The sequence below is a fragment of the Streptomyces mashuensis genome (genome assembly GCF_014654785.1).
In the GTDB taxonomy this organism is placed as follows: domain Bacteria; phylum Actinomycetota; class Actinomycetes; order Streptomycetales; family Streptomycetaceae; genus Streptomyces; species Streptomyces mashuensis.
This window is the reverse complement of sequence record NZ_BNBD01000002.1, coordinates 94,647-108,016: the sequence shown is the minus strand read 5'-3', so window position 1 is coordinate 108,016 and position 13,370 is coordinate 94,647. Positions and strand designations below refer to the sequence as shown.

Genomic DNA, 13,370 nt, shown 5'->3' with positions numbered 1-13,370 from the left:
CGCACGGGCGAGACTCTCGGGAAGGCGCTACGTGAGTCCCAACGGCTCCGACCGCTCGTCGCGGCGCCCGGTGCGGCGGAAGCTGCTGCAGGCGCTGGCCGCGGGCGCTGTCCTGACGACCGCAACCGGTTGTACATACAAGGACTTCCCCCGCCTCGGTATGCCCACTCCCGTCACGGAAGAGGCGCCGCGGATCCTCTCCCTCTGGCAGGGCTCCTGGGCCGCCGCTCTGGCGATCGGCGTCCTGGTGTGGGGCCTGATCATCTGGAGCGTCATCTTCCACCGGCGCAGCAGGTCGAAGGTGGAGATTCCCACGCAGACCCGGTACAACATGCCCATCGAGGCGCTGTACACCGTGGTCCCGATCCTCATCGTGTCGGTGCTCTTCTACTTCACCGCGCGTGATGAGAACAAGCTTCTGGCCAACCCTGACAAGCCGCAGCACGTCGTGAACGTGGTCGGCTTCCAGTGGAGCTGGGCGTTCAACTACATGGAGAACGTCGACGGCAACGCGGCCACCCCGGCCAAGCCGCTCCGCGAGAACAAGGACCTGGCCGCGATCCCGGACCGCTTCCTCACCAAGGCCCCGGCCGGTGCCGAGGGCGTCTACGAGGTCGGCGTCCCGGGTGACCGCAACCCGCAGACCGGCAACCCCGGCCCGACGCTGTGGCTGCCCAAGGGCGAGACGGTGCAGTTCGTCCTGACCTCCCGGGACGTCATCCACTCCTTCTGGGTCGTGCCGTTCCTGATGAAGCAGGACGTCATCCCCGGCCACACCAACAGCTTCACGGTGACCCCGAACCAGGAGGGCACCTTCCTGGGCAAGTGCGCCGAGCTCTGCGGCCAGGACCACTCCCGGATGCTCTTCAACGTCAAGGTCGTCTCTCCCGAGCGGTACCGGGCGCACCTGAAGGAGCTGGCGGACAAGGGTCAGACCGGTTACCAGCCGGCGGGCATCGCGCAGACGGATCACGCGAAGAACGCGGAGACCAAGAACAAGTGAGCATCCTCAACGAACCCCAGGGTGCCGCCGCCGCAACGGCCACGGCAGCACCGCCCGTACGCCAGAAGCAACCCGGCAGTCAGGTCGTCAAGTGGCTCACCACCACCGACCACAAGACGATCGGCACGCTCTACCTGGCCACGTCGTTCGCGTTCTTCTGCATCGGCGGCCTCATGGCGCTCCTCATGCGCGCCGAGCTGGCCCGTCCCGGCACGCAGATCATGTCGAACGAGCAGTTCAACCAGGCGTTCACGATGCACGGCACGATCATGCTGCTGATGTTCGCGACGCCGCTGTTCGCCGGTTTCGCGAACTGGATCATGCCGCTGCAGATCGGCGCGCCCGACGTGGCGTTCCCGCGGCTGAACATGTTCGCCTACTGGCTGTACCTCTTCGGCTCGCTCATCGCGGTGGCCGGCTTCCTCACCCCGCAGGGCGCGGCCGACTTCGGCTGGTTCGCGTACTCCCCGCTGTCGGACGCGGTCCGCTCGCCGGGTGTGGGTGCCGACATGTGGATCATGGGTCTGGCCTTCTCCGGCTTCGGCACGATCCTCGGTTCGGTCAACTTCATCACCACGATCATCTGCATGCGCGCCCCGGGCATGACGATGTTCCGCATGCCGATCTTCACCTGGAACGTGCTGCTGACCGGTGTGCTGGTCCTGCTGGCCTTCCCGGTGCTGGCCGCCGCGCTGTTCGCCCTGGAGGCGGACCGCAAGTTCGGGGCCCACGTCTTCGACGCGGCCAACGGCGGAGCGTTGCTCTGGCAGCACCTCTTCTGGTTCTTCGGCCACCCCGAGGTGTACATCATCGCGCTGCCGTTCTTCGGCATCATCTCCGAGGTCATCCCGGTCTTCTCCCGTAAGCCGATGTTCGGCTACTGGGGCCTGATCGCGGCCACGATCTCGATCGCGGGTCTGTCCGTGACGGTGTGGGCGCACCACATGTACGTCACCGGCGGTGTGCTGCTGCCGTTCTTCTCCTTCATGACCTTCCTGATCGCGGTCCCGACCGGTGTGAAGTTCTTCAACTGGATCGGCACCATGTGGAAGGGCTCGCTGTCCTTCGAGACCCCGATGCTGTGGGCCGTCGGCTTCCTGATCACCTTCACCTTCGGTGGTCTGACCGGCGTCATCCTGGCCTCGCCGCCGATGGACTTCCACGTGTCCGACTCGTACTTCGTGGTGGCCCACTTCCACTACGTCATCTTCGGCACCGTGGTCTTCGCGATGTTCTCCGGCTTCCACTTCTGGTGGCCGAAGTTCACCGGCAAGATGCTGGACGAGCGGCTCGGCAAGATCACCTTCTGGACGCTGTTCGTGGGCTTCCACGGCACGTTCCTGGTGCAGCACTGGCTGGGCGCCGAGGGCATGCCCCGCCGCTACGCGGACTACCTGGCCGCCGACGGCTTCACCACGCTGAACACCATCTCGACCATCGCCTCGTTCCTGCTGGGCCTGTCGATCCTGCCGTTCTTCTACAACGTCTGGAAGACCGCCAAGTACGGCAAGAAGGTCGAGGTCGACGACCCGTGGGGCTACGGCCGTTCGCTCGAGTGGGCGACGTCCTGCCCGCCGCCGCGGCACAACTTCCTCACCCTGCCCCGGATCCGTTCCGAATCCCCGGCGTTCGACCTGCACCACCCGGAGATCGCGGCGCTGGAGCTGGAGGAGAACCTCGCCGGCACCGGTGACAAGGCCCTCGCGGGTGGTAAGGAGGCCGGCAAGTGAAGATCCAAGGCCGGATGTTCATCTGGCTCTCCGTCTTCATCCTCGCCATGGCGGTCGTCTACGGCGTGTGGTCGAAGGAGGCGGCCGGTACGACCGCCCTCTTCATGGCCTTCGGCCTGTGCGTCATGGTCGGCTACTACCTGGCGTTCACCGCGCGCCGCGTGGACGCCGGTGCCCAGGACGACAAGAACGCGGACATCGCGGACGAGGCCGGTGAGCTGGGCTTCTTCGCCCCGCACAGCTGGCAGCCGCTGTCCCTGGCCGTCGGTGGTGCCCTCGCCTTCATGAGCATCTGCTTCGGCTGGTGGCTCATGTACTTCTCGGCACCGATCATCCTGGTCGGCCTCTTCGGCTGGGTGTTCGAGTTCTACCGCGGCGAGAACCAGAACCAGTAGGACCCGCAGCAGAGCAGTACGGGCCCCGCGCACTCCGGTGCGCGGGGCCCGTCGCCGTACGGCCACCCGTTTGCAGGCGCAGCACGGGCCGTACGGGCTGATTTTTCCTACCGTATGACCATGAGTCACTCACCACGACGCCGCAGGGCGCTGCTCCACGCCCTGCCGCTGGCCTCCCTGCTGCTGGGGGCCACCGCGTGCGGCGGCTCGGACAACCCGCTGGCCGACCGGCCCTACGACGCCGCCGGCCAGGTGGGGCTGAACGTCCAGCAGGGCCACAAGGCCGACCCGAGCAAGCCCGTGGAGGTGACGGCCCGGGGCGGCGAGCAGATCACCGACGTCACCATGACGGACGCCGCCGGGCGCTTCATCAAGGGCGAGCTGGCCCCCGACGGCTCCCGCTGGCACAGCACCGGGGCCCTGTCCGCCGGCGCCCACTACACCGTGCGGGTGAGCACCGAGGACGAGGACGGCGCCCAGGGCCGCCGGACGGCGGGCTTCGACACCAGCCCCGCCGACCGGCTGCTGCGGGTCGCCTTCGGGCCCAAGAGCGGCACCTACGGGGTCGGGCAGCCCGTCACCGCGGAGCTCAGCGAGCCCGTCCAGGACCCGGCCGCGCGCGCCGTCGTCGAGCGCACCCTGCGGGTCGACGCGGCCCCGGCCGTCCAGGGCGCCTGGCACTGGGTGGACAACCGCACCCTGCACTACCGGCCGAAGGAGTACTGGCCCGCGCACACCGTCGTGGACGTGCACGCCAACCTGGAGGGCATCAAGGTGGCCGGCGGCCTCTACGGCGGCCCGTCCCGGCCCGTACGGCTCACCATCGGCGACCGCGTGGAGGCCGTCACCGACGCCGGCGCCCACTCCATGACGGTGTTCAAGAACGGCGAGGCCGTCCGCTCCATCCCCGTGACGACCGGCAAGCCCGGCTTCGCCACGCGCAACGGCATCAAGGTGGTGCTGGGCCAGGAGGCGTTCGTCCGGATGCGCGGCACCAGCATCGGCATCGCCGAGGGCAGCTCCGACGCCTACGACCTGCCGGTCTACTGGGCCACCCGCGTGACCTGGAGCGGCGAGTACGTGCACGCCGCCCCCTGGTCGGAGGGGTCGCAGGGCTGGGAGAACGTCAGCCACGGCTGCACGGGCATGAGCACCGCCAACGCCAAGTGGTTCTTCGACAACGTCCGGGTGGGCGACATTGTCAAGGTCGTGGGCAGCGCCGGCGCCACCATGACGCCGTTCGACAACGGCTTCGGCGACTGGAACATGTCCTGGGAGCAGTGGCGCGAGGGCAGCGCCCTGGCGGCCGGCAAGCGCGAGGGCACCGGCCCCGCGGACACCGCCCGGCTCCGCCCCCGCCTCTGAACCGCGCCCGCCCCGGCGGCGTTCAGGCGCCCTGGGCGGCCGGCCGCGGGTCGTCCGCCGCGCGCAGCAGACCGGCCAGCGCACCGGCCAGGGCCACCGGGTCGACCGGATGCGTCACGGCGGCGTCCGCACGGCTCCAGGTGGCCAGCCAGGCGTCCTGCGGGCGGCCGATGAGCAGCAGCACGGGCGGGCATTGGAACACCTCGTCCTTCAGCTGCCGGCACACCCCCATGCCGCCCGCGGGCGACGTCTCGCCGTCCAGCACGCACACGTCCACCCGGCGCTCCTGCAGGGTCCGCAGCACCGCGGGGAGCGTCGCGCACTCCACGTACTCCACGGCGGGCGCGTCCGGCGCCGGCCGCCGCCCGCCCGCCAGCCGCACCTGTTCGCGCGTGTGCGCGTTGTCGCTGTACACCAGCACCGTGGCGGTCGGCTGCATCGTTCCTCCAGGCTTGTGCGTACGGGTGATCCGGGTGGTTCGTGGGCCGGATGCTACTCCCGCAGTACTGCCCCGGAGGAGGGTCCCGCAGGCCCCCGCGCCCCGGCCCGGCGGCCCTTCCCTCCTTCGGGGGACGCGGGCACTCCGCCGTCCGGGCAGCGCACACGGGCTTGACACACCGAACGGCACCCCCCGGAGTGAGCGCGAGATAAGCGACCGACATAATGTCGGTCGTGGCGACAGCAACAGCAACAGATACCGGGCACGCGCACCCGTCGGTCAATCGACCGAACCTCACCAGCGTCGGAACCATCATCTGGCTGAGTTCCGAGCTGATGTTCTTCGCGGCCCTCTTCGCGATGTACTTCACCCTGCGATCGGTGACCGGTGCCGACCACTGGAAGGAAATGGCGTCCGCGCTGAACCTTCCGTTCTCGGCCACCAACACCACGATCCTGGTGCTCTCCTCCCTCACCTGCCAGCTCGGCGTGTTCGCCGCCGAGCGCGGCGACGTGAAGAAGCTGCGCACCTGGTTCGTGATCACCTTCATCATGGGTGCCATCTTCATCGGCGGCCAGGTCTTCGAATACACCGACCTCGTGAAGGAAGAGGGCCTGTCCCTCTCCTCGGACCCCTACGGCTCGGTGTTCTACCTGACGACCGGCTTCCACGGCCTGCACGTGACGGGCGGTCTCATCGCCTTCCTGCTGGTCCTGGGCAGGACGTACGCGGCCAAGAGGTTCACCCACCACCAGGCGACGGCGGCCATCGTCGTGTCCTACTACTGGCACTTCGTCGACGTGGTCTGGATCGGCCTCTTCGCCACGATCTACTTGATCAAGTAATCGGTCCTGTCCCGCACCGGACCATCAGTCCAGCATCGACGCAGAAGATCCTGACACCGGGGTAATCCGTGAAAAAGCTCTCCGCACGACGACGCCATCCGCTGGCGGCGGTCGTCGTCCTACTCTTCGCGCTGGCGGTAACTGGGGGGCTGTACGCCGCGTTCGCGCCGGCGGACACGGCCAAGGCCGATGACTCCGCCCAGTCCCTCGCCATCGAGGAGGGCAAGAAGCTGTACTCCGTGGGCTGCGCAAGCTGCCACGGAACCGGCGGTCAGGGCACCTCCGACGGGCCGAGCCTGATCGGCGTGGGCGCCGCCGCCGTCGACTTCCAGGTCGCCACCGGCCGCATGCCGCTGCAGCAGCAGGGCGCGCAGGCGCCCCGCAAGAAGGTGATCTACTCGCAGGCCGAGATCGACCAGCTCGGCGCGTACATCGCCTCGCTCGGCGCGGGCCCGGCGGTCCCCTCCAAGAGCCAGTACAGCCCCGACGGTGCCGACATCGCCAAGGGCGGGGAGCTCTTCCGTACGAACTGCGCCCAGTGCCACAACTTCACCGGCAAGGGCGGCGCGCTGTCGAACGGCAAGTACGCCCCGACGCTCGAGGGCGTGAAGCCCAAGCACATCTACGAGGCCATGCAGACCGGCCCGCAGAACATGCCTTCGTTCCCCGACACCACGATGTCGGAGAAGAACAAGAAGGACATCATCGCGTACCTCGGCGAGGTCAACAGCGACAAGACCAAGAGCCCGGGCGGCCTCGAGCTGGGCGGGCTGGGCCCCGTCAGTGAGGGCCTGTTCGCGTGGATCTTCGGTCTGGGCGCGCTGGTCGCCGTCGCCATCTGGGTCGCCGCCCGGACCGCAAAGGCCAAGAAGTCATGAGTAGCCAAGACATTCCCGAAGAGACCCTGCCGAGCGCGCAGGGCGCGCACGAAGGTGCCGTAGCCACCGCCGGCGACCCGTTCGCCGACCCGGGGCTGCCCCCGCACGAGCACCGCATCCAGGACATCGACGAGCAGGCCGCGCGGCGTTCCGAGCGCGTCGTCGCGATGCTGTTCACCCTGTCGATGCTGGCGACGGTGGGCTTCATCGCCTCCTACGTCACCCTCCCGGTCGACAAGAACATCTACGTCTTCCCGATCGGCCACATCAGCGCGCTGAACTTCGCCCTGGGCCTCACCCTGGGCGTGGCGCTGTTCTGCATCGGCGCGGGCGCGGTCCACTGGGCCCGCACCCTGATGTCGGACGTGGAGGTCGCCGACGACCGGCACCCCATCGAGGCCTCCCCGGAGGTCAAGGCCAAGGTCATGGACGACTTCCGGCAGGGTGCCGAGGAGTCCGGCCTGGGCCGCCGCAAGCTGATCCGCAACACCATGTTCGGTGCGCTGGCCCTGCTGCCGCTCTCCGCCGTGGTGCTGTTCCGCGACCTCGGACCGCTCCCGGGCACCAAGCTCCGGAAGACCGCCTGGTCCGAGGGCAAGATGCTGATCAACCAGAACACGATGCAGCCGCTGCGTCCCGAGGACGTCCAGGTCGGCTCGCTCACCTTCGCCATGCCCGAGGGCATGAAGGAGGAGGACCACGACTTCCAGCAGGAGATCGCCAAGGCGGCCCTGATGATCGTCCGGCTCCGCCCGGAGAACATCAAGGACAAGCGCTCCCTGGACTGGTCCGCGGACGGCATCGTCGCGTACTCCAAGATCTGCACCCACGTCGGCTGCCCCATCAGCCTCTACGAGCAGCAGACGCACCACGTGCTCTGCCCGTGCCACCAGTCCACCTTCGACCTCTCCGACGGTGGCCGCGTGATCTTCGGCCCGGCCGGCCACGCCCTTCCGCAGCTGCGGATCAAGGTCAATGACAAGGGCTACCTCGAGGCCATGGGCGACTTCAGCGAGCCCGTCGGTCCTGCCTTCTGGGAGCGCGGATGAGCACTGCAAGCGCAAGCGACAACCGCCGCAAGGCGCCCGCCGGCGAGCGGGTCGCCGACTGGGCCGACGGCCGGCTGGGCATCTACAGCCTGGCCAAGGCCAACATGCGGAAGATCTTCCCGGACCACTGGTCCTTCATGCTGGGCGAGGTCTGCCTCTACAGCTTCGTGATCATCATCCTCACGGGTGTGTACCTCACGATGTTCTTCCACCCCAGCATGAACGAGGTCGTCTACCACGGCTCCTACACGCCGCTCCAGGGCGTGCAGATGTCCGAGGCGTTCCGGTCGACCCTGAACATCAGCTTCGACGTCCGCGGTGGTCTGCTCATCCGGCAGATCCACCACTGGGCCGCGCTGATCTTCCTGGCCGGCATGTTCGTGCACATGATGCGCGTGTTCTTCACCGGCGCGTTCCGCAAGCCGCGTGAGGTCAACTGGCTGTTCGGCTTCCTGCTGTTCGTCCTCGGCATGTTCACCGGCTTCACCGGTTACTCGCTGCCGGACGACCTGCTGTCGGGCACCGGTGTCCGCTTCATGGAGGGCGCCATCCTGTCCGTGCCGATCGTCGGCACGTACATCTCGATGTTCCTCTTCGGCGGCGAGTTCCCCGGCTCGGACTTCGTGCCGCGGTTCTTCTCGATCCACGTCCTGCTGCTGCCGGGCATCATGCTCGGCCTGCTGGTGGCGCACCTGATCCTGGTCTTCTACCACAAGCACACGCAGTTCCCCGGCCCCGGCAAGAAGAACGAGAACGTGGTCGGCATGCCGCTGCTGCCGGTCTACATGGCCAAGGCCGGAGGCTTCTTCTTCCTGGTCTTCGGTGTCATCGCGGCCATCGCGGCCATCGCCACGATCAACCCGATCTGGGCGATGGGCCCCTACCGTCCGGACCAGGTGTCCACCGGCGCCCAGCCCGACTGGTACATGGGCTTCGCCGAGGGCCTGATCCGTGTCATGCCGGGCTGGGAGATCAACGTCTGGGGCCACACGTTCGTCCTGGGCGTGTTCATCCCGCTGGTGATCTTCCCGCTGGTGCTGGGCGCGATCGCGGTCTACCCGTTCATCGAGTCCTGGGTCACCGGCGACAAGCGGGAGCACCACCTGCTGGACCGCCCGCGCAACGCCCCGACCCGCACGGCCTTCGGTGCCGCGTGGATCGCCGCGTACTTCGTGATGCTGGTCGGTGGTGGCAACGACCTGTGGGCCACCCACTTCCACCTGTCGATCAACGCCATCACCTGGTTCGTCCGGGTCGGCTTCTTCGTGGTGCCGGTGCTGACCTTCATCGCCACCAAGCGCATCTGCCTCGGCCTGCAGCGCCGTGACAAGGACAAGGTGCTGCACGGTCGCGAGACCGGCATCATCAAGCGCCTGCCGCACGGCGAGTTCATCGAGGTGCACGAGCCGCTCTCGCAGGACCAGCTGCACACCCTCACCTCCCACGAGCAGCCCAAGCCGCTCGAGCTGGAGCCCGAGGTCGACGAGAACGGCGTGGCCCGCAAGGCGTCCGCCACCCAGCGCCTGCGCGTGAAGCTCTCCAAGGGCTACTACGGCGAGGGGAACCAGATCCCCAAGCCGACCGTGCAGGAGTACGAGGAGATCACCAGCGGCCACGGCCACCACTGATCCCCCAGCTGATCACTGATCGCCACGGCGAGAGCCCCGTCCACCCGGTGGACGGGGCTCTCCGCCGTTCCGGGGCTGGATAGGCTGGAGGCCGAGGAGCGGGCCCCCGGACGAGCGACCGGGCGAGCGAACGGCCCGCCAGGGACGACCACCAGGAGCGTGGACCATGAACGTTGCGACCCCGGCAGGCGGCGAGCGTACGGTGGCCCACTCCTGGCCCGCCGTCCTCGACGCCCTCCTGGCCGGCCGGGACCTGACGGCGGACGACACCGCCTGGGCCATGGACCGCATCATGCGCGGGGCCGCCACCGACGCGCAGATCGCCGGCTTCGCCGTGGCGCTGCGCGCCAAGGGCGAGACGGTGGCCGAGATCTCCGGCCTGGTCCGGGCGATGTACGCGCACGCCAACCTGATCGACGTGCCCGGCCCCAGTGTGGACATCGTGGGCACCGGCGGCGACGGCGCGAAGACCGTCAACATCTCCACCATGTCGTCGATCGTCGTGGCCGGCACGGGCGCGAAGGTCGTCAAGCACGGCAACCGCGCCGCCTCCTCCGCCAGCGGCGCCTCGGACGTGCTGGAGAAGCTGGGCGTCAACCTCGACCTGACGCCGCGCCGGGTGGTGGAGGTGGCGCACGAGGCGGGCATCACCTTCTGCTTCGCCGTGAAGTTCCACCCCGCGCTGCGGCACGTCGCGGCCGCCCGCCGCGAGCTGGGCATCCGCACGACGTTCAACGTGCTCGGCCCGCTGACCAACCCGGCGCGGGTACGGGCCCAGGCCACCGGCGTGGCCGATGCCCGCATGGCGCCCATCCTGGCCGGCGTCCTGGCCGAGCGCGGCTCCTCCGCGCTGGTGTTCCGCGGCGACGACGGCCTGGACGAGCTCACCACGACCGCGCCCTCCACGGTGTGGACCGTCCGCGACGGGCAGGTGCGCGAGGAGCGCTTCGACCCGCGCGACGTGGGCGTCGACCTGGTGCCCGTCGAGGCGCTGCGGGGCGCGGACGCCTCGTACAACGCGGACGTGGCGCGCCGGCTGCTGGCCGGGGAGCGCGGGCCGGTGCGGGACGCGGTGCTGCTCAACTCGGCGGCGGCGCTGGTGGCGCTGGCGCCGGGGGACGCCCCGCTGGCGGAGCAGATCCGCGCCGGCATGGAGCGGGCCGCCGAGTCCGTCGACTCCGGTGCGGCGCGCCGGGTGCTGGAGCGCTGGGTGGCCGCCAGCAACGCGTGACGTGCGGACGGGCGTTGTCCGGTGGGTGGGATTCTCCCCGCCCACCGGGCCGCGGCCCGGACCGATGTGCCATACTCCTGGCCAGGTCACGAGTGACAGCGTGATGGGCCCCGGCCCGCTGTCCGGCAACCCTCCGTCCGTGGCGGGGTGCCCCGGGTGATGACCGGGCCGCAGGTGCGAACGCCTGCGGCAAGCGCGGATCCCTCGCCAGGGATCCTGGTCGTCGAGGGAGTCTTTTTCCGTGATGCAGCGAATGCGCTAGGGCCTGTCGGCCCCTCCTCCGGTCCGGTTCTTCTTCACGCTTTCAGGCTTTCGAATCCCCGCCGGGAGAATTTGCCATGTCCGCATGCACTGTTGACATCGTTTCCACCGCCCCTGCCGCTCTCGACCCGCTGCCCGTCCTGGGCCACGACGTGCGCGTCCCGCTGGCCACCGGGGAGGAGGTGACGTACGCGGCGCTCGACTACGCCGCCAGCGCCCCGGCCCTCCAGCGGGTCTGGGACGACGTCGCCGCCTACGCCCCGTACTACGGCAGCGTGCACCGCGGCGCCGGGTACCTGTCGCGGCTGTCGACCGAGCTGTTCGAGAACAGCCGCGCCGAGGTCGCCTCGTTCCTCGGCTGCCGCGCCGACGACCAGGTGCTCTTCACCCGGTCCACGACCGACTCGCTCAACCTGCTGGCGTCCGCGCTGCCGCACGGCTGCGAGGTGTTCGTGTACGAGACCGAGCACCACGCCGCCCTGCTGCCCTGGGGCAGCCACGGGCACCGGGTCCGGGTCCTCGACGCGCCGGCCTCCCCGGCGCTCGCCGTCGAACTGCTGGAGCGGGCCCTCGCCGCGCGCGATCCCTACGGGCCGGCGCTGGTGTGCGTCACCGGGGCGTCCAATGTGACGGGGGAGTTGTGGCCGGTGCGGGAGCTGGCGGCCGCGGCGCACGCGCACGGCGCGCGCATCGTCCTGGACGCCGCCCAGCTGGCCCCGCACCACCCGGTGGACATCTCCGCGCTGGACGTCGACTGGGTCGCCCTCTCCGGGCACAAGCTGTACGCGCCGTTCGGCGCCGGCGTGCTGGCCGGCCGGCCCGACTGGCTGCGCGAGGCCGAGCCGTACCTGGCGGGCGGGGGCGCGAGCCGTCACGTGGTGCGCGGCGCGGACGGCGGCGTGGCGGTGGAGTGGCACACCACCGAGGCCCGGCACGAGGCGGGCTCGCCCAACGTCATCGGTGCGTACGCCATCGCCGCGGCCTGCCGGGCGCTGCGGGACGCCGGTTTCGACCGGCTGGTGGAGCGGGAGCGGCAGTTGGTGCGCCGGGTGCGCGAGGGCCTGGCGGCGGTGCCCGGGGTGCGGGTGCTCTCGCTGTTCGGGGCGGACGCGCCGCGGGTGGGCGTCCTCTCGTTCGTCGTGGACGGCTGGGACAGCTCGCGCCTGGCGGCGGCGCTGTCCGCGGAGTACGGCATCGGCGTGCGCGACGGGCTGTTCTGCGCCCACCCGTTCGTACGGCGGCTGGCGGGCGAGGCCGGCGAGGCCGGCGACGGGGCGCGGGGGCCGCGGAACGCGGTGCGCGTCAGCTTCGGCGCGGGGACGCCGGACGAGCACGTGGAGCGGTTCCTGCGGGCGGTGGGGGAGCTGGTCGCGCGCGGCGACCGGCCGTAGCCGCGGCCTAGCTGTCGAGGCCGATCGCGAACGCGGCCTCCAGGTCGTGCTGCGAGTACGTGCGGAACGCGATGTGGGTCTCGGTCGACGCGACGCCCGGCACCTTGCTGATCCGGCCCGGGATGACCTCCGCCAGGTCGTCGTGCCGGGCCACGCGCACCATGGCGATCAGGTCGTAGGCCCCCGTCACGGAGTAGACCTCGCTCACCCCCTCCAGGGCCGCGATCTCCGTCGCGATCTCGGGGATGCGGTCCACGTCGGTCTTGATGAGCACGATCGAGGTGATCACGTCGGTTTGTCTCCTTCGGCGGACCCGGCTGCGTCCTTCACTCTAACCGCACGGGTGGTCAGGACCCAGGCGCAGCCGAAGCCGAGTGCGAATCCCAGGACGTGCGCCAGGTAGGCGATCTCGGGCCGGCCGCCGCCCGTGCCCGCCGCCAGGTACTGCAGGACGAACCAGAACAACAGCACCGCCCAGGCGGGGAAGCGCAGCGGCAGGAAGAAGAGGAAGGGGAAGAGGCTGGTCACCCTGGCCCGGGGGAAGAGATAGAGGAACGCCCCGAGCACCCCGGAGACCGCGCCCGAGGCGCCCACCAGGGTGCGGCCGGACTCCGCGTGCGCGGCGGCGTAGCCGAACAGGGCCAGGGAACCGGTCAGGAGGTAGCAGAGGGCGAACGGCACGCGGCCCAGCCGGGCCTCGGTCATCGCGCCGAAGACGTGCAGGAAGAGCATGTTGCCGAGCAGGTGCGGCCAGCTGCCGTGCACGAACAGTGCGGTGAGCGGGGTGAGCAGGGCCGCCGGGGAGCCGTGCCACAGCTCCCGCGGGACCACGCCCCACCGGGCGAAGTAGGCGGCCTGGGCGGCCGGCAGGCCGTCGCCGGAGCCGTACGACGCGTTGAGGCCGGAGGCGGGGCCGGCCAGGAAGACCACGCCGCACACGGCCAGGACGGTCCAGGTCACCCAGGGGGCGCCGGTCCGGGCCGGCGCGGCTGCCTCGCTGCTCACGGTCCAGATCATGGCGTACCGGGCGCAACCGGCACAGAGTGCCTCGCCGGGGCGGCGCGGGGGCCCCATGCCGCCCCGCCCGGCGACCACCAGGCCGTAGGGTTACGGGAAGCACGAAGACCGGCCGGGCGCGAGCCGCCCGAGGAGCGG

At 70.0% G+C, this 13,370-nt stretch carries 13 protein-coding genes and 1 riboswitch; of the genes, 10 read left to right on the top strand and 3 right to left on the bottom strand.

Annotated elements, in window-relative coordinates:
* The first annotated feature begins 31 nt into the window (after positions 1–31).
* The 4 genes from ctaC to IE305_RS05625 all read left to right on the top strand — a co-directional run bounded on the left by ctaC (position 32) and on the right by IE305_RS05625 (position 4,493).
* The gene (gene ctaC, locus IE305_RS05640) at positions 32–1,003 is read left to right on the top strand and encodes an aa3-type cytochrome oxidase subunit II (protein ID WP_190128321.1); all 972 of its coding nucleotides are present in this window, start codon (positions 32–34) and stop codon (positions 1,001–1,003) included.
* The gene (ctaD, locus tag IE305_RS05635; protein WP_190128320.1) at positions 1,000–2,733 is read left to right on the top strand and encodes an aa3-type cytochrome oxidase subunit I; all 1,734 of its coding nucleotides are present in this window, start codon (positions 1,000–1,002) and stop codon (positions 2,731–2,733) included. Before ctaC ends, ctaD begins: the two co-directional genes overlap by 4 nt.
* On the top strand, positions 2,730–3,128 hold the full coding sequence (locus IE305_RS05630) for a cytochrome c oxidase subunit 4 (RefSeq protein ID WP_190128319.1): 399 nt from the start codon (positions 2,730–2,732) through the stop codon (positions 3,126–3,128). Before ctaD ends, IE305_RS05630 begins: the two co-directional genes overlap by 4 nt.
* Positions 3,129–3,248: 120 nt before the next feature.
* Positions 3,249–4,493: a L,D-transpeptidase gene (locus tag IE305_RS05625; RefSeq protein WP_190128318.1), complete on the top strand. Its 1,245-nt coding sequence runs from the start codon at positions 3,249–3,251 to the stop codon at positions 4,491–4,493.
* Positions 4,494–4,515: 22 nt separating this feature from the next.
* On the opposite strand, the gene IE305_RS05620 is transcribed toward IE305_RS05625, so the two are convergent.
* Entirely contained in the window at positions 4,516–4,932 is a 417-nt protein-coding gene (locus IE305_RS05620) for a hypothetical protein (RefSeq protein WP_190128317.1), read from the bottom strand.
* A 224-nt stretch (positions 4,933–5,156) separates the two neighbouring features.
* On the opposite strand from IE305_RS05620, the gene ctaE reads away from it, so the two are divergent.
* The 6 genes from ctaE (at position 5,157) to IE305_RS05590 (ending at position 12,215) form a co-directional block, all read left to right on the top strand.
* Positions 5,157–5,777, top strand: coding sequence for an aa3-type cytochrome oxidase subunit III (gene ctaE, locus IE305_RS05615; RefSeq protein ID WP_190128316.1), 621 nt, complete (start codon positions 5,157–5,159; stop codon positions 5,775–5,777).
* Between the two features lie 68 nt (positions 5,778–5,845).
* Complete coding sequence (gene qcrC / locus IE305_RS05610; protein ID WP_190128315.1) at positions 5,846–6,655, top strand: cytochrome bc1 complex diheme cytochrome c subunit; 810 nt, start codon at positions 5,846–5,848, stop codon at positions 6,653–6,655.
* Positions 6,652–7,704, top strand: a complete 1,053-nt coding sequence (gene qcrA / locus IE305_RS05605) for a cytochrome bc1 complex Rieske iron-sulfur subunit (protein WP_190128314.1) — start codon at positions 6,652–6,654, stop codon at positions 7,702–7,704. Before qcrC ends, qcrA begins: the two co-directional genes overlap by 4 nt.
* Positions 7,701–9,332, top strand: a complete 1,632-nt coding sequence (gene qcrB / locus IE305_RS05600; RefSeq protein ID WP_190128313.1) for a cytochrome bc1 complex cytochrome b subunit — start codon at positions 7,701–7,703, stop codon at positions 9,330–9,332. The genes qcrA and qcrB overlap by 4 nt, the downstream gene beginning before the upstream one ends.
* 166 nt (positions 9,333–9,498) lie before the next feature.
* Entirely contained in the window at positions 9,499–10,563 is a 1,065-nt protein-coding gene (trpD, locus tag IE305_RS05595) for an anthranilate phosphoribosyltransferase (protein WP_190128312.1), read from the top strand.
* 84 nt (positions 10,564–10,647) lie between these two features.
* A riboswitch (SAM riboswitch) is annotated at positions 10,648–10,765 on the top strand.
* 136 nt (positions 10,766–10,901) lie between these two features.
* Complete coding sequence (locus IE305_RS05590; protein WP_190128311.1) at positions 10,902–12,215, top strand: aminotransferase class V-fold PLP-dependent enzyme; 1,314 nt, start codon at positions 10,902–10,904, stop codon at positions 12,213–12,215.
* Between the two features lie 7 nt (positions 12,216–12,222).
* Here IE305_RS05590 and IE305_RS05585 read toward each other — a convergent pair whose 3' ends face one another.
* Both IE305_RS05585 and IE305_RS05580 read right to left on the bottom strand, forming a co-directional pair.
* A complete protein-coding gene (locus tag IE305_RS05585; RefSeq protein ID WP_190128310.1) occupies positions 12,223–12,504 on the bottom strand; it encodes an Lrp/AsnC family transcriptional regulator in 282 nt (93 codons plus the stop codon).
* On the bottom strand, positions 12,501–13,232 hold the full coding sequence (locus IE305_RS05580; protein WP_190128309.1) for a rhomboid family intramembrane serine protease: 732 nt from the start codon (positions 13,230–13,232) through the stop codon (positions 12,501–12,503). The genes IE305_RS05585 and IE305_RS05580 overlap by 4 nt, the downstream gene beginning before the upstream one ends.
* Positions 13,233–13,370 lie beyond the last annotated feature (138 nt).

Coding starts and splice junctions, on each gene's coding strand:
- trpD (WP_190128312.1), top strand. CDS start 9,499: ATGAACGTTGCGACCCCGGCAGGCGGCGAGCGTACGGTGGCCCACTCC.
- qcrA (WP_190128314.1), top strand. CDS start 6,652: ATGAGTAGCCAAGACATTCCCGAAGAGACCCTGCCGAGCGCGCAGGGC.
- IE305_RS05590 (WP_190128311.1), top strand. CDS start 10,902: ATGTCCGCATGCACTGTTGACATCGTTTCCACCGCCCCTGCCGCTCTC.
- IE305_RS05580 (WP_190128309.1), bottom strand. CDS start 13,232: ATGATCTGGACCGTGAGCAGCGAGGCAGCCGCGCCGGCCCGGACCGGC.
- IE305_RS05620 (WP_190128317.1), bottom strand. CDS start 4,932: ATGCAGCCGACCGCCACGGTGCTGGTGTACAGCGACAACGCGCACACG.
- qcrB (WP_190128313.1), top strand. CDS start 7,701: ATGAGCACTGCAAGCGCAAGCGACAACCGCCGCAAGGCGCCCGCCGGC.
- ctaE (WP_190128316.1), top strand. CDS start 5,157: ATGTCGGTCGTGGCGACAGCAACAGCAACAGATACCGGGCACGCGCAC.
- IE305_RS05625 (WP_190128318.1), top strand. CDS start 3,249: ATGAGTCACTCACCACGACGCCGCAGGGCGCTGCTCCACGCCCTGCCG.